We start from the raw sequence: 15,606 nt of genomic DNA, 5'->3' as shown, positions 1-15,606 counted from the left end.
CTTATGCATTCTCCTTTTCTTCAATCACTTTATAGCTATATTCTTCTATCACTGTGTTAGCGAATAACTTTTCACTTAATGTCGTAATGATATTATCAACCGCTTCATCTGTTGCTTCATCAACCGTCATGTATAGAACTTTGCCTACGCGTATGTCATTCACTTGTGTATAACCTAAATCATGTACAGCTCTGTTTAAAGCTTGTCCTTGAGTATCTAATACTTGTGGTTGTAAAGTGATGTGCAATTCGATTGTTTTCATTATTTAAGATCCTCCAATTTATTCAAGAATGTTTGATAAGTTTCAATGAGTGAGCCAGTATCATTTCTATAAACGTCTTTATCAAAGTTTGTATCTGAAAATTTGTCCCATATACGACATGTATCAGGAGAAATTTCATCAGCTAGTAAAATTTCGCCATCATGTGTTTTACCAAATTCAACTTTAAAATCGACAAGTCTTAGCTCCATTTCTTCCATAAGTTGAACCAATACTTTATTAATTTCTTTTGCCATATGTTTTAACTTGTCTATTTCATCATCTTTAGCAATATGAAGTAGTTTTACATGATCATCAGTAATTAAAGGATCGTTAAGGTCATCATTCTTATAGAAAAATTCGACTAATGGTTCTTCAAACACGTGCCCTTTTTCAAATCCTAATCGCTTAGTAATAGAACCAGTGGCGATGTTTCTCACTACGACTTCTAATGGGATAATATCAACTTGTTGTACTATTTGTTCTGTCTCTGAAAGTTGCTTAATGAAATGGTTATTGATGTCGTTACGAGTTAAATAATCAAATATAATTGATGTGATTTGATTATTTAACTTTCCTTTGCCGGCCATTGTGTCTTTTTTGGCTCCGTTGCCTGCGGTTACTTCATCTTTGTATTCTACTCGCAATTGATATTCTGTATCAGTAGTATAAACGCGTTTTGCTTTTCCTTCATATAATAATGACACTTATTTATCTCTCCCTTCGAACTTCATTAACATGTATTGTTCAGTTTGATTCACATCATCAGTAAGTAATGTCATATGCCCCATTTTTCTATCTGGTTTGCGTTGTGATTTACCATAGATATGAACGTGCCATTCAGGATGATTTGCAAATTCATTTTCAAGTAAATCTAAGTCGCGTCCGAGTAAATTCATCATTACTGCTGGTTTCAAGACTTCAATTTGTTGTGGGAGTCTCTGTCCTGTTACTGCTAAAATATGGGTATCAAATTGAGAAAAGTCACATGCTTCTATTGAATAGTGTCCAGAATTATGAGGGCGTGGTGCTATCTCATTAACGTAAAGATTATTTTCTTTATCTATAAAAAATTCAACAGTAAATGTACCTACAAAATGAATTGCATTGGTTATCTTATCCACTTCTTTACGCGCTTCATTTTCTTTATTGGATCTAGCAGGTACGACTGTTTTAAATAAGATTTGATTTCTATGTTCATTTTCTTGTAATGGAAAATAAGTTGTTTGTTGCTCATTTCCGATAGTTACTGTAAGAGAAACTTCCTTATCAATATCAAGGTATTGTTCCGCTACACACTCTTGATTAGAAATTAAATCAATCGCTTCATCTAAATTTGACTCATTTTCAACTAGGATTTGTCCTTTCCCATCATATCCACCAAAGCGAGTTTTAACGATGAATGGATACCCTAGTTCCTTAGAAGCTTGATATAAATCTTGTTTATTTTTTATTTGTAGAAAAGGAACGATTTGTGTTCCAGCATCTTTTAGTGTTTGCTTTTCAGTAAGACGATCTTGAAGTAACTGAATTGCTTGATAGCCTTGAGGTATATTGTAGTTTTCTGTAAGTTGTTTAAGTTGTTGTGAAGAAATATTTTCAAATTCATAAGTGATGACGTCTGAACTTTCACCTAGTTCTTTTAATGCTTGTTCGTCGTCATAATTAGCATGAATAAATTGATGTGCAACATAGCGACATGGACTGTCTTCGTTTGGATCAAGGACAATAACCTTAAAGCCCATTTTTTGTGCGGACTGTGCCATCATTTTCCCTAATTGTCCTCCACCAATAATTCCGATTGTTGAACCGAATTTCAGTTTATTGAAGCTCATTTTGCATTGCCTCCACTTTATTCACTAATGTTTTTTCATAATTTTCCAAATTCTTATGAACTGTGTTATCAGTCATACCAATCATTCTAGCTGCTAATATTCCAGCATTTTTTGCACCTGATTTACCTATAGCCGTAGTTGCTACCGGTATTCCACCAGGCATTTGTACTATAGATAATAAAGAATCTAACCCTTTTAAACTTTTTGACTCTATTGGCACACCTATGACAGGTAAAGTAGTCATTGACGCTACCATACCAGGTAAATGTGCTGCTCCACCGGCTCCAGCAATAATAATGTCATAGCCGTTTTGCTTTGCTTGACTAGCGAATTCAAACATAAGTTGTGGCGTACGATGAGCAGAAACCACTTTTTTATCGTACGGAATATCAAATTCATCTAACATCAAGCAACTCTCTTTCATAATCTCCCAGTCTGAAGAACTACCCATAATGACTGCTACTCTCACGTTTTACACCCTTTCAAAAGTTTGGATTGTGATAAGAATTAGTTGTATATTACAGATATAGCATAACAATCATAGGATAGTTTTTCAATCAAAAATCGAACTTTAATTATATTTTTAAATTTAATTTACGTCTTTTGACTATCAATTACTTTATAATTAATGTTAAAGTTAAGATATTAAAGAAATTAAAGGAGGAGTTTTAAGTGGTTGCTAAAGTATTAGATGGAAAACAAATAGCTAAGGAATATCGTCAAGGATTACAAGAACAAGTTGAATCTTTAAAAGAACGTGGTTTCACTCCAAAATTATCAGTTATTCTAGTTGGTAATGATGGCGCAAGTCAAAGTTATGTAAAATCTAAAAAGAAAGCTGCTGAAAAAATAGGAATGATTTCCGAAATTGTACATTTAGATGAATCAACATCAGAAGAAGACGTTCTAAAAGAGTTAGACAGACTTAACAACGATGATTCTGTGAGTGGAATTCTTGTTCAAGTTCCTCTACCGGAACAAGTGAGTGAACAAAAAGTTTTAGAATCTATTAATCCTGATAAAGACGTAGATGGTTTCCATCCTTCAAATATTGGTAAACTCTATATTGATGAGCAAACTTTTGTACCTTGTACACCATTAGGAATTATGGAAATTTTAAAACATGCGGATATTAATCTAGAAGGTAAACATGCTGTTGTAATAGGCAGAAGTCATATTGTTGGTCAACCTGTTTCAAAACTATTACTACAAAAGAATGCAACTGTAACTATTTTACATTCACGATCAAAAGATATGAGTAAACACTTAAAAGATGCAGACGTTATCGTCAGTGCAGTAGGTAAACCTGGCCTTGTAACTAAAGACGTGGTTAAAGAAGGTGCAGTAATTATTGATGTTGGTAATACACCTGATGAAAATGGCAAATTAAAAGGCGATGTAGAATATGAAGAAGTGAAAGAAATCGCCGGAGCAATTACACCTGTTCCAGGTGGTGTAGGACCATTAACAATTACTATGGTACTAAATAATACACTTATAGCAGAAAAAATGCGCAGAGGAATTGAATAAATCTCTACGCTCTATAACTTTCCATTCTTTAAATAAAAAAATTAACCATCTCAGTAATCATTTAAATACTGAGATGGTTTCTTCATTATATTATACAGTTACACTTAATTTAGGAATGAATGTTTCGTAATGAATTTTATTTGTATCTACATTCATTTCTTTTAATGCTTTTATAATTGATTGTAAGAAGTGAGTACCTCCACAAATATAAATTTCTGTTTCTTCATTAATATAGTCTTTAAGTTTTTCTTCATCTAGATAGCCTTCTGAGTTTTTATCATGTAGGTGATAATCAACAGATTCTTTAGTAGTTGCAATTTCATTAATTAATGATTCAAACGGTGCATCGTTAACATCATTAGTAACCTGAATAAATTGAGCTTTAGACCCATTTGTAACTGCTTCATTAAACATTGGTACTAAAGGGGTAACTCCTATACCAGATCCTAAGAATAATTGTTCGTTATTCAAGTTTTCTACTTTAAATGGACCTACTGGTGCAGATAAATTAATTGAATCACCTTCTACTAACTCATCATGTAATATAGTAGATACCTCTCCTTCATGCTCAGTTGTCACATCTCGTTTAACTGCAAATGTTAAATGTTGTTTGTCACCTTTTACTATTGAATAATGACGTTTTGCACGATACGGCATCTTTTCGCTACTTACATCTACGGTAATGTATTGACCTGGAACAAATTGACTTAAATCATGTTTATCTGAAACAACTGTGAAAGACTTAATATCTGAAGAAATATGTTTAATTTCTTCTATTTTAAATGGTTGGAAACCGTCCCAAGCCATTTGACTATAAATATCCTTTTCAACTGAAATAAATACATCAGCGATATCTTGATAGGCTTTCTTCCATGTTTTAATAATTTCATGATCATCATCTAATCCCACTACTTCTTTTATAGCTGCAATCAGATTTTCACCAACAATATCATATCCAGCAGGTGGTACTTGTAATGCACAGTGTTTATAAGCGATTTCTTTAACTACTGGCATAATATTTTCCAAATGCTCAATGTTAACTGCCGCAGCTAAAACACTTTGTGCAAGTGCAGTTGATTGAAGACCCTTTTGTTGGTTCGTTTGATTAAACATATTTTTTAATTCAGGATGTTGTTTAAACATTCTTTTATAGAAATGTGATGTAATTATTTCACCTTTATCCTGTAATACAGGAACAGTTTCTTTAATGATACTTTTTTCTTTTTCCGTTAACATTATTTCCACTCCCACATAAGGTCTCAAAAGGCCTATTAATTTATTGCAAGTTAATTCTATTCCTATTTTTCTAAAAAATAAATAAAATGCTAAAACCTTCACAAAACTTTCAATTTACATAATCTTTAATGAAATTTACTTAAAATATATTTAATTTTTATTAAAACTGGGGTATATTAAGACCATAGTATGATGTATAAATCTTAAATATAAAGTATATTAGATTTAAATCATAGATGACTATCAGACGGAGGTTAAGTTATGAATAAATTACTACAGTCATTATCAGCGCTTGGTGTTTCAGCTACCTTAGTAACGCCTAATTTGAATGCAGAAGCGACTACTAATACCGAACCTCAACTACGCGGGGTCAATGATATTGTAATTGAAAAAGGCCAAGATTATAATTTATTAAATGGTATAAGCGCATATGATAAAGAAGATGGTGACTTAACTCATAAAATCAAAGTCGACGGTCAGGTAGATACATCTAAAGTTGGAAAATATGAAGTTAAATATATAGTAACTGACTCTGATGGAGCAGAAAAAACATCTACGAGATATATTGAAGTAAAATAGAATCTTTCCTATTTAAAGTTGAGAATTTTCTCAACTTTTTTATTTGCAAAATCCCCCTCAACCCTTCAATTGATAACACTTCTCAATACATAAGTTGTATTACATGCAATTTTGTTAAATTTGTCTAATTTCACAAAATGTACACATAATTTTAACAAATCTTAAAATCCCCGTCATACCTTATATCAATGCTTATTCTTTACATATAACAACAAATTTTTTTTTACAGGTACTTGTAAATATTGTGTAATAAACTAAAATTAGTGGTAAGCCCTACATTTGTAGTATTAGGAGGTCAAAAAAAGTGTCAAAATTTAAGTCTTTGCTTCTATTATTTGGCACACTAATTTTACTTAGTGGCTGTTCAAATATAGAAGTTTTTAATGCAAAAGGGCCAGTAGCAAGTAGTCAGAAGTTCTTGATCATCTACTCAATCATCTTCATGCTTGTTATTGTTGTCGTTGTGCTTGCCATGTTTGCATTCTTTATTTATAAGTACAGTTATAATAAGAATGAAGTATCAGGCAAGATGCACCACAATTCTTTAATAGAAACAATTTGGTTTGTGGTACCTATCCTAATCGTTATTGCTTTAGCTGTACCAACAGTTAAAACATTATATGATTATGAGAAACCACCTCAAAAAGACAAAGACCCACTTGTGGTTTACGCAGTAAGCGCTGGTTACAAATGGTTCTTTGCTTACCCAGATCAACACATCGAGACTGTTAATACATTAACAATTCCTAAAGATCGTCCAGTCGTATTCAAGCTTCAAGCTATGGATACTATGACAAGTTTCTGGATTCCACAATTAGGTGGTCAGAAATATGCTATGACTGGTATGACAATGAATTGGACTTTAACAGCAGATCAATTAGGTACCTTCAGAGGTCGTAACTCTAACTTCAATGGTGACGGATTTGCTCGTCAAACATTTAAAGTTCACTCTGTAAGCCAAAATGATTTCGATAAATGGGTTAAAGAAGCTAAAGGTAAGAAAACATTAAATCAAGATACATTTGATAAACAACTCTTACCAAGCACACCTAATAAAGAATTAACATTCAATGGTACTCATATGGCGTTTGTTGACCCAGCAGCTGATCCAGAATATATCTTCTACGCTTATAAACGTTATAATTTCGTTCAGAAAGATCCTAACTTCACTGAAGAAAAAGATCTTTATAAAGATGTAAAAGATAAACCTGTTAAACCAGCTCGTAAGGTCAAAGTGACAAACGCGAACTATGAACGTCATGGTATGAAACCTATTATTCTCGGCAACAATGAAAAATATGACAATGAGTTCAAAAAAGAAGAGGACCATAACTCTAAAGAAATGGAAAAAATTTCTAAAGGAGCAAAAGACGAAAATGCGTCTAAACTTCAAAAAAAAGAACATGATGATCATGGAGGTGGACATTAATGAATTTTCCATGGGATGAATTACTCGTTAAAGGTAACTGGATGATTATCATGGCGCAAATTGCTGCCCCATTCTTAGTTATCGGACTTATCGCAGTAATTAGCTATTTTAAATTATGGAAATATCTATACAAAGAATGGTTCACATCCGTAGACCATAAAAAAATCGGTGTAATGTATTTAATCTGTGCCGTATTAATGTTCGTACGTGGTGGTATTGACGCGTTATTAATTCGTACTCAATTAACTATTCCAGATAATAAATTCTTGGAAGCAAACCACTATGATGAAATTTTCAGTACGCACGGTGTAATCATGATTATTTTCATGGCGATGCCTTTCATCTTTGGTTTATGGAATATCGTCGTTCCATTACAAATCGGTGCACGTGATGTTGCCTTCCCTGTAATGAACAACGTTAGTTTCTGGCTATTCTTTGCTGGTATGATTTTATTCAACCTATCATTTATCGTAGGTGGATCTCCAGCTGCAGGTTGGACTAACTATGCACCACTTGCTGGTGAATTTAGTCCTGGACCAGGAGTCAACTACTATTTAGTTGCAATACAAATTTCTGGTCTTGGTACATTAATGACTGGTATTAACTTCTTTGTAACAATACTTAGATGTAAAACTCCTACAATGAAGTTCATGCAAATGCCAATGTTTACTGTAACAACATTTATTACTACGCTTATCGTCATTTTAGCTTTCCCTGTTTTAACAGTTGCGTTAGCATTAATGACTACAGATAGAGTGTTCGGTACACACTTCTTCACAGTAGCAGATGGCGGTATGCCGATGTTATGGGCAAACTTCTTCTGGGTATGGGGGCACCCTGAGGTATACATCGTTATCTTGCCAGCATTCGGTATTTATTCAGAAATTATCCCAACTTTCGCACGTAAACGCCTATTCGGTCACCAAAGCATGGTTTGGGCGACTGCAGGTATCGCGTTCTTAAGTTTCTTAGTTTGGGTTCACCATTTCTTCACTATGGGTAATGGTGCGTTAATCAACTCATTCTTCTCAATTTCAACAATGTTAATCGGTGTGCCTACCGGAGTTAAATTATTTAACTGGTTACTAACATTGTATAAAGGTAGAATTACATTCGAGTCACCTATGTTATTCTCACTAGCATTCATCCCTAACTTCCTATTAGGTGGGGTTACAGGTGTAATGTTAGCGATGGCATCTGCTGACTATCAATATCACAACACTTATTTCTTAGTAGCCCACTTCCACTATACATTGGTTACTGGTGTAGTATTTGCCTGCTTAGCTGGTTTAATCTTCTGGTATCCAAAAATGATGGGTTACAAATTAAACGAAACATTAAACAAATGGTGCTTCTGGTTATTCATGATCGGATTTAACGTTTGTTTCTTACCTCAATTCGTACTCGGATTAGATGGTATGCCACGTCGTTTATACACTTACATGCCTTCTGATGGTTGGTGGTTATTAAACTTCATCTCAACTATCGGTGCATTATTAATGGGAATTGGTTTCCTATTCTTAGTTGCAAGTATCGTCTATGCTCATATCAAAGCACCACGTGAAGCAACTGGTGATAACTGGGATGGACTTGGTCGTACTTTAGAGTGGTCAACAGCTTCAGCTATTCCACCTAAATACAACTTTGCAATCACTCCAGATTGGAATGACTACGATACTTTTGTTGATATGAAAGAACATGGTCGTCATTACTTAGACAACCATAATTACAAAGATATTCATATGCCTAACGATACTCCAGTAGGTTTCTGGATGGGTATCTTCTTTACAATCGGTGGTTTCTTCTTAATCTTTGAAACACTCGTTCCTGCAATTATCTGCTTAGCAGGTATCTTTGGAACTATGATTTGGAGAAGTTTCCAAATTGATCATGGTTACCACATCCATGCTTCTGAAGTTGCAGAAACTGAAAAACGTTTAAGAGAAGCTCGTATTAAAGAAAGGGAGGCTGTAAGTCATGAGTCATGATACTAATACAATCGATTCACGTAGTCATGAAGGCGAATTAAATAAACTTGGCTTCTGGATTTTCCTTACAGCTGAATTCGCGTTATTCGGTACCCTATTCGCAACGTTATTAACTTTGCAACACGGTGGCGATTACGCTCACAAAATGACTACAGAGTTATTTGAATTGCCTCTTGTACTAATTATGACATTCTCATTATTATTAAGTTCTTACACTTGTGGTATTGCAATTTACTACATGCGTAAAGAGAAACAGAACTTAATGATGATTTGGATGATTATCACTGTATTATTAGGGCTTGTATTCGTAGGTTTTGAAATTTACGAATTCGCACACTATGCACAAGAAGGAGTAAATCCTACTATCGGTTCCTTCTGGTCTAGTTTCTTCATCCTATTAGGTACGCACGGATGTCACGTATCAGTAGGTATTGTTTGGATCATTTGTTTATTAATCCAAATCGGAACTCGCGGTTTAGATTCATACAATGCTCCTAAATTATTTATAGTAAGTTTATACTGGCACTTCTTAGATGTTGTTTGGATCTTCATCTTCACTGCCGTATATATGATAGGGATGGTGTATAGCGGATGAATACAATCGTAAAACATACTGTCGGTTTCATTGCTTCAATCGTTTTAACGCTTTTAGCAGTTTTCGTAACACTATACACATCAATGACATTCCATGCTAAGGTAACAATTATCTTTGGTTTTGCTTTTATCCAAGCTGCAGTTCAATTATTAATGTTCATGCACTTAACTGAAGGTAAAGATGGTCGAGTTCAATCATTCAAAGTTATCTTCGCAATCATCATTACCCTAGCTATCGTTATTGGTACGTATTGGGTAATGCAAGGTGGTCACTCTCACCACTTATAAAACTGAGGTAAAGATTATCAAGCTCATGGCTTAGTTAATCAACACGCAAGCTAGCATATATATGTTAGCTTGCTTTTTTTATTGTCGAAATTATGATGATACAATGATACGCTTAATGGGAAGTTCATTTTTAGGAGGCGAATTAATATAATGGTAACCCCAATAATTATTGATACTGATCCTGGTATAGATGATGCTGCAGCAATCAGTTTGGGTTTATGTCATCCAGAATTTGATGTAAAAATGATTACTACTGTGAATGGGAATGTAGGTATTGAGAAGACTACCGCAAATGCTTTAAAGCTTAAACATTTCTTTAATAGTGATGTGCCTGTTCATAGAGGTGCATCAAAACCCTTATTAAACGAAATTGTCGACGCTGCACCAGTTCATGGAGAATCTGGTATGGATGGCTATGACTTTCCCCCACTTGCGCAAAAGGATTTGGCATCTACCCACGCTGTTGAAGCTATGAAAGAAACAATTTTAAAGAGCGAGAATCCTATGACTATCATTGCAATTGGTCCATTGACTAATATAGCAATACTCCTTTCTACATATCCTGAAGTAACTGATTACATTAAAGAAATTGTTCTTATGGGTGGTAGTACAGGAAGAGGAAACGTCACGCCTCTAGCAGAATTTAATATTTATTGTGATCCTGAAGCTGCGCAAGTGGTATTTAACTCTGGATTGCCTCTGACAATGATAGGATTAGACTTAGCTAGAGAAGCCATATTTACACATGATTACGTTAAAAGCTTTAAAAATCAAAATGAAACAGGACAAATGTTACATGATTTATTTCAACACTATCGAAGCGAAGACTTCGAATATGGCGTTAAAATTTATGATGTGTTTACTATTTTGTATTTACTGCAACCTCAAGCATTTAATGTCAAAGAAGCAGATGTTCAAATAGAATTAGCTGGTCATTACACTAAAGGAGCAACTGTTGTAGATTTCGAATCTCAATATCCTAATTGTACAGTTGTACTCTCACCTGTAGATAAAGATTACGAAGATTTATTCCTTAACGCACTGAGCTATTGTAAATAGTAAGGTATATATATTGAACTATATATTAAAAAAATCAGACTGAGATAATAGTTAATTTCTCAGTCTGATTTAATATATTGGCTAAAAATATCTTTATTGAATATGCGTGGTTTTTATTCTAATCGTCTTTTTAGGTGAATATCTAATGATTTGTACGCTGTTTTTCTTGAACTTTAACACCTGGTGTATTATAAGGTTTCTTTTGATTAAGAATATTATAGAAAATATGTCTCATTTTATCTTCATTAGGCACGAAGCCGTTAGTATTTTTAATATTAGTACCTAATATAGCAACATAACGGTCATTAAAGTATACAGTAAATGTTTGGCCAAAGAACACGCCATTCACTCTATTAAGATATGGCGTAACATAGAAGCCATATCGATATTCTTCAGGATACTCTTCAGTACCAAATTCATGTAGCATTGGATTTGTCACATTAGAGCTAAATAATTTATCTTGTTGTAACTTATTAATAAGTTTACCCATATCGTAAGGTGCCATATATAGGTTCCCTGCACCAAAATATTGATCTAGTACATTAGGACGTAAGAATGAAAATGAATCATTCTTAAATTTATAACCTTTAGCCATTTCATTTTGTAATGGCTTCTCATCGTAAAAAGCAGAATGCTCTAGATGAAATTTATTACCAAGACGTTCGTAATAATTTTGTACGTATGGTTTCCCTGTTACCTTCTCAATCACTTTAGCTAGGACTAAATAGTTTGCATCATTATAACTATGTTTATGATAAACTTTATCATCAATTCCACGTTTCTGAATAGATAATACTGCTTGATCTAAGTTTTTAATGTTTGTTGAAGCTTCGTATTTGTATAATCCACTTTTATGTAACATTAAATCTTTAATTGTTATTTCTTTATCTGTTTTAAACCAAGGTAAATATTTCGTTACAGGTGCATTTAAATCCACCTTATGTTCTAGCTCTAATTGTTTAAGCATTAATCCCGTTGTGAATTTTTGAGAAGAACCAATAAGATACATTGTATTAGCAGTATTTTTCTTACCTTTTTCAATGTCTTTATAACCATATCCTTTATTCATTTTCAATTTACCATTATCAAATATAGCTACTGTACCATTGAAATGCGTTTCTTTTAAATACTTATCAATTTGGCCATACATTGGTTCTTTTTTATCAACTATTGTTTTTAACTTCTCAGGCGCTTTAACTGACTTATCTCTTTTTTCAATATAATTAGTGTTATCGCTTTGATTCTTTAATACTTGCGTTTCTACTTCATGATGTTTACTCCATTTAAATCCTAATATTCCAACTAATACAATCAGTGTAACTAGTACGATTATAAAAAAGATTATTTTAAATTTATTAAGTTTCATTTTTCTTGTTAGCCTCACACATTCATGTCTTTAATATTCAATATAAGTCTCTTGGAATTCTTTAATTAAACTATCAATGTTATTTACGTTTAGTGAAAAATATATCTTAATTTTAGGCTCTGTACCTGATGGCCTAATAGCTATAAAACCTTCATCAAATATTAGACGTATTAAGTTTGCATTAGGTAAGTAAGTGGCTTTTTCTTTCCCACTTTCTATATACTTAATTGTTCCTAATTGATAATCCTCAATTGCTTTTACATCTAACCCACACACTTGATGTATTTCTTTATTTCTAAATGAATTTATAATTGTTTCTATTTTACGCTGCCCATCCGCACCTTCAAATACAGGACTTAAATTAACATTTTGATAATGACCGACTGTACGATATATATCATCAAGTGTATCTTTTAAAGTAATATTATTTTCGTAAAGTAGATTTTTAAATTTGATGATTAAAGGTACGATTTGAAGAGCATCTTTATCTCTTACAAATGGTTCAACCATATAGCCATTACTTTCTTCAAATGCTAACAATAGTTTTTCATTAGTATGGCTCTTATCATTTAAAATTTCCGAAATATACTTAAATCCTGTAAGCACATTATAAACATTAACATTTAAAACATCCGCCAATTTTTCACTTAGTTCACTAGTTACTATGGACTTAACAATATATAAATCTTCATATGAAGCATCAATTAGGTCTTGATACCTTAATTTCATTAATATAAGTCCTAATTCATTACCATTGAAAAATTTATATTCTCCATTATCTAAACGTTCTACTATCCCTAATCTATCTGCGTCAGGATCAGTAGCAATAATGAGTTGTGCATCACTTTCTTCAGCTAGCTTCTTCCCTACTTCAAATGCGGATTCGTCCTCAGGGTTAGGACTATTTAGTGTAGGAAATGTTCCGTCAGGAATAGATTGTGATTGAGCAATAACATAATTATCATAATTGAGTTTGTCCAAAATGTCAGAAACTATAGGCAAACTTGTTCCATGTAGACTAGTTAGTACTGTTTTAGCATTCTTTTTTTCAATGTTTCCCGTAGCCCTAATAACTTCATTTATGTAATTATTTCTAACATCTTTGCTTGCAAAATTAATTTGATCTTTAGCTACTAACTTATCAAAGCTACCGATTTCTATATCTAATGGATTTTCAATTTCGTCTATATAACTACTTAAAATTTCAGAGTCTTTAGGTAATAGTTGCCCACCATATTCATTATAAACTTTAATACCATTATAATTTTTGGGATTGTGGCTTGCTGTTATCATTACCCCACCATCTGCCCCGTAATATCTTATAGCATGAGAGAGTTCAGGTGTAGATTTATAGCTTTCTGCAGTGATAACTTTAACTCCGTTATCAGCTAATATTGTAGATAGTTCTTTAGAGAAAGCTTCTGAAAGTAATCTAGAATCGTAAAAGACAACAATAGTTGCTTCATTAGAATTTGCTTTTATAAATTTTGCTAAGCCTAAAGCTACTTTTCTTACCGTGAAAGCGTTCATTCTACCAGGACCAATGCCAAACTTCCCTCTAATTCCAGCAGTCCCAAAAGATAACTGTGTTGTTAACCCTTCTTCTATTTCTCTTTCGTTCTGTTGCTCATAAAACGATTGAATTAAACTTTCATCCAAACGTTTTATCCATTCTTGTTTCATTAGTAATCTCCTTTCTTATAAACAATCAATGTAAAGGAAAGTAGCACGTCGAATCTATGGTGAAAATTTGATAATTGAAATTGTATTTGATAATTGTTTTTACAAATTTTATATATTTGATTAGCTATGCATTATTATAACTTAATGACATAGATAAATCACTTTAATTAGATAATACGCTTATTTAAAAATAATTCTATAGTACTTTAGTACCATAAAGGGTTTTACAGAAATTTATTTCCATACTTATAGAAAAAATAATGTAAATTTAGTTTTAAGATTGTAAAATTAATGTGAAGCTATGAGTTGTAATTTTGCTTATAAAGTAATACAATTTAAGGCTATAGTGCATAAATACAAAAGTAAAAACGTATCTCATAACTATATACAAATTTCAGCACATAAATATAAATTTTAATAATAAAATAGGAGCACTTACGATGAACAAATTTTTAAAGTATTTTTTAATATTATTAACATTCGTTCTTGTCGTCGTTCCAATCATATTTGCTACTCAATTATATAAAAGTTCAGAATCTGCTTTTGAAAAGTCTCAAGATCAACATAATGCGCAACGTCAATCCACTTTAAGAGATTCAAAAGTAAATCCTGAAAAGCAACCTATTTCTATTTTATTTTTAGGAATAGATGATAATGAAGGCAGAGAAAAGAACGGACAAAGTATTGAACACTCTAGATCAGATGCAATGATTTTATCAACATTTAATCAAAAGAAACATCAAATTAGAATGTTAAGTATTCCACGCGATACAATTAGTTATATACCAAAAGTAGGCTATTATGATAAAATCACTCACGCTCATGCATACGGTGGTCCTATAGCTGCTATGGACTCTGTTGAAGCGACAATGAATGTACCAGTAGATTACTATGTTCGAATTAATATGAAAGCATTTGTTGAAGCTGTTGATGAATTAGGCGGTATTTATTATGATGTGCCTTATAATTTAAATGAACCAAATAGTGACGATACCGGCAGAATAAAAATTAAAAAAGGCTATCAAAAATTAAATGGTGACCAAGCTTTAGCTGTAGCTCGAACAAGACATCATGATTCAGATTTAAAACGTGGTCAAAGACAAATGGACTTAATAAAAATTCTTTTCCAAAAAGCCCAAAGTTTAGATTCAATTGATAAATTAGATAATGTAGTTGAAATCGTTGGTAAAAATGCTAAACATAATCTCACTAAAAAGGAAATTCAATCATTAGCTAAGATGTATCTTACAGGCAACACAGATATAAAAACATCTCAACTTGAAGGTAAAGACGATTATTTAGATGGTATTTATTACTATAATCCAAGTGTTAAAAGTATAATGAAATATTCAAATATCTTGCGCTCTGATTTAGGCTTATCTAAAATAACAGATAAAGACGACTTTTTAGACCATAGAGTTATCAAACATTATGGTTCACTCGTCCCATTAACAGAGTTAAGTGATAGTTTATTACGTCAAAATCAAAAAGACACAACAAGCGATGATGACAATAATAACAACGATACAATGAATGATAACTCAAATAACGAAGCAACATTCAACAATAACGATCAAAATGATGGTCAAGAAGATACAAGTAATAATAATCAAACAACTGATGACAACAATTACCAAAATCAATATCAACAAAATAATGAGCAAAATAACACATTAAATGATGATGCTAATATGAATGTTCAATAACTATTTATTAATCATGTTTACATCGCAGTTATTTAATTAGGAGAGGAGCTTATA

Annotated in this window: 15 protein-coding genes; 8 read left to right on the top strand and 7 right to left on the bottom strand. The window is 32.5% G+C overall.

Annotated features, from left to right (window positions below; translation table 11 throughout):
- Nucleotide 1 precedes the first annotated feature (1 nt).
- The 4 genes from purS to purE are packed head-to-tail and all read right to left on the bottom strand — an operon-like array spanning nucleotide 2 to nucleotide 2,563.
- A complete protein-coding gene (purS, locus tag AC3WQX_RS02590; protein ID WP_002435433.1) occupies nucleotides 2–262 on the bottom strand; it encodes a phosphoribosylformylglycinamidine synthase subunit PurS in 261 nt (86 codons plus the stop codon).
- Nucleotides 262–966, bottom strand: coding sequence for a phosphoribosylaminoimidazolesuccinocarboxamide synthase (gene purC / locus AC3WQX_RS02585; protein WP_002435397.1), 705 nt, complete (start codon nucleotides 964–966; stop codon nucleotides 262–264). Before purC ends, purS begins: the two co-directional genes overlap by 1 nt.
- Nucleotides 967–2,094 carry a 5-(carboxyamino)imidazole ribonucleotide synthase gene (purK, locus tag AC3WQX_RS02580; RefSeq protein ID WP_023350480.1) on the bottom strand — a complete coding sequence of 376 codons (1,128 nt, stop codon included), beginning with the start codon at nucleotides 2,092–2,094 and terminating at the stop codon, nucleotides 967–969.
- Entirely contained in the window at nucleotides 2,081–2,563 is a 483-nt protein-coding gene (gene purE, locus AC3WQX_RS02575; RefSeq protein WP_002435312.1) for a 5-(carboxyamino)imidazole ribonucleotide mutase, read from the bottom strand. The genes purK and purE overlap by 14 nt, the downstream gene beginning before the upstream one ends.
- A 203-nt stretch (nucleotides 2,564–2,766) precedes the next feature.
- Here purE and folD point away from each other — a divergent pair, with 203 nt between their 5' ends.
- Complete coding sequence (gene folD, locus AC3WQX_RS02570) at nucleotides 2,767–3,624, top strand: bifunctional methylenetetrahydrofolate dehydrogenase/methenyltetrahydrofolate cyclohydrolase FolD (protein WP_002435335.1); 858 nt, start codon at nucleotides 2,767–2,769, stop codon at nucleotides 3,622–3,624.
- Nucleotides 3,625–3,714: 90 nt separating this feature from the next.
- On the opposite strand, the gene AC3WQX_RS02565 is transcribed toward folD, so the two are convergent.
- Nucleotides 3,715–4,860 carry a globin domain-containing protein gene (locus tag AC3WQX_RS02565; protein ID WP_023350481.1) on the bottom strand — a complete coding sequence of 382 codons (1,146 nt, stop codon included), beginning with the start codon at nucleotides 4,858–4,860 and terminating at the stop codon, nucleotides 3,715–3,717.
- 261 nt (nucleotides 4,861–5,121) lie between these two features.
- Between AC3WQX_RS02565 and AC3WQX_RS02560 the strand changes: the two genes are divergently transcribed.
- The 6 genes from AC3WQX_RS02560 to rihC all read left to right on the top strand — a co-directional run bounded on the left by AC3WQX_RS02560 (nucleotide 5,122) and on the right by rihC (nucleotide 10,797).
- Entirely contained in the window at nucleotides 5,122–5,439 is a 318-nt protein-coding gene (locus tag AC3WQX_RS02560) for a DUF5011 domain-containing protein (RefSeq protein WP_002435347.1), read from the top strand.
- Nucleotides 5,440–5,743: 304 nt separating this feature from the next.
- A complete protein-coding gene (gene qoxA, locus AC3WQX_RS02555; RefSeq protein WP_002435296.1) occupies nucleotides 5,744–6,868 on the top strand; it encodes a cytochrome aa3 quinol oxidase subunit II in 1,125 nt (374 codons plus the stop codon).
- Nucleotides 6,868–8,856: a cytochrome aa3 quinol oxidase subunit I gene (qoxB, locus tag AC3WQX_RS02550; protein ID WP_002435303.1), complete on the top strand. Its 1,989-nt coding sequence runs from the start codon at nucleotides 6,868–6,870 to the stop codon at nucleotides 8,854–8,856. The genes qoxA and qoxB overlap by 1 nt, the downstream gene beginning before the upstream one ends.
- Nucleotides 8,846–9,451, top strand: coding sequence for a cytochrome aa3 quinol oxidase subunit III (qoxC, locus tag AC3WQX_RS02545; RefSeq protein WP_002435471.1), 606 nt, complete (start codon nucleotides 8,846–8,848; stop codon nucleotides 9,449–9,451). The genes qoxB and qoxC overlap by 11 nt, the downstream gene beginning before the upstream one ends.
- Nucleotides 9,448–9,738 carry a cytochrome aa3 quinol oxidase subunit IV gene (gene qoxD, locus AC3WQX_RS02540; protein WP_002435478.1) on the top strand — a complete coding sequence of 97 codons (291 nt, stop codon included), beginning with the start codon at nucleotides 9,448–9,450 and terminating at the stop codon, nucleotides 9,736–9,738. Before qoxC ends, qoxD begins: the two co-directional genes overlap by 4 nt.
- Before the next feature lie 150 nt (nucleotides 9,739–9,888).
- On the top strand, nucleotides 9,889–10,797 hold the full coding sequence (gene rihC, locus AC3WQX_RS02535) for a ribonucleoside hydrolase RihC (protein ID WP_049326399.1): 909 nt from the start codon (nucleotides 9,889–9,891) through the stop codon (nucleotides 10,795–10,797).
- Nucleotides 10,798–10,939: 142 nt separating this feature from the next.
- Here the strand turns inward: rihC and AC3WQX_RS02530 are convergent, their stop codons facing one another.
- The gene (locus AC3WQX_RS02530; RefSeq protein WP_023350482.1) at nucleotides 10,940–12,163 is read right to left on the bottom strand and encodes a serine hydrolase domain-containing protein; all 1,224 of its coding nucleotides are present in this window, start codon (nucleotides 12,161–12,163) and stop codon (nucleotides 10,940–10,942) included.
- A 30-nt stretch (nucleotides 12,164–12,193) separates the two neighbouring features.
- On the bottom strand, nucleotides 12,194–13,846 hold the full coding sequence (locus AC3WQX_RS02525) for a phospho-sugar mutase (RefSeq protein ID WP_023350483.1): 1,653 nt from the start codon (nucleotides 13,844–13,846) through the stop codon (nucleotides 12,194–12,196).
- A gap of 440 nt (nucleotides 13,847–14,286) precedes the next feature.
- Here AC3WQX_RS02525 and AC3WQX_RS02520 point away from each other — a divergent pair, with 440 nt between their 5' ends.
- Nucleotides 14,287–15,552: an LCP family protein gene (locus AC3WQX_RS02520; RefSeq protein ID WP_002435451.1), complete on the top strand. Its 1,266-nt coding sequence runs from the start codon at nucleotides 14,287–14,289 to the stop codon at nucleotides 15,550–15,552.
- Nucleotides 15,553–15,606: the final 54 nt, after the last annotated feature.

The organism is Staphylococcus sp. FW104-15G4D (assembly GCF_058790135.1).
The sequence above is the reverse complement of the archived record's forward strand: the minus strand, read 5'-3'. Positions and strand labels throughout refer to the sequence as shown.

Coding starts and splice junctions, on each gene's coding strand:
- qoxD (WP_002435478.1), top strand. CDS start 9,448: ATGAATACAATCGTAAAACATACTGTCGGTTTCATTGCTTCAATCGTT.
- AC3WQX_RS02525 (WP_023350483.1), bottom strand. CDS start 13,846: ATGAAACAAGAATGGATAAAACGTTTGGATGAAAGTTTAATTCAATCG.
- purK (WP_023350480.1), bottom strand. CDS start 2,094: ATGAGCTTCAATAAACTGAAATTCGGTTCAACAATCGGAATTATTGGT.
- rihC (WP_049326399.1), top strand. CDS start 9,889: ATGGTAACCCCAATAATTATTGATACTGATCCTGGTATAGATGATGCT.
- qoxC (WP_002435471.1), top strand. CDS start 8,846: ATGAGTCATGATACTAATACAATCGATTCACGTAGTCATGAAGGCGAA.
- qoxB (WP_002435303.1), top strand. CDS start 6,868: ATGAATTTTCCATGGGATGAATTACTCGTTAAAGGTAACTGGATGATT.
- AC3WQX_RS02530 (WP_023350482.1), bottom strand. CDS start 12,163: ATGAAACTTAATAAATTTAAAATAATCTTTTTTATAATCGTACTAGTT.
- purS (WP_002435433.1), bottom strand. CDS start 262: ATGAAAACAATCGAATTGCACATCACTTTACAACCACAAGTATTAGAT.
- AC3WQX_RS02560 (WP_002435347.1), top strand. CDS start 5,122: ATGAATAAATTACTACAGTCATTATCAGCGCTTGGTGTTTCAGCTACC.
- AC3WQX_RS02565 (WP_023350481.1), bottom strand. CDS start 4,860: ATGTTAACGGAAAAAGAAAAAAGTATCATTAAAGAAACTGTTCCTGTA.
- AC3WQX_RS02520 (WP_002435451.1), top strand. CDS start 14,287: ATGAACAAATTTTTAAAGTATTTTTTAATATTATTAACATTCGTTCTT.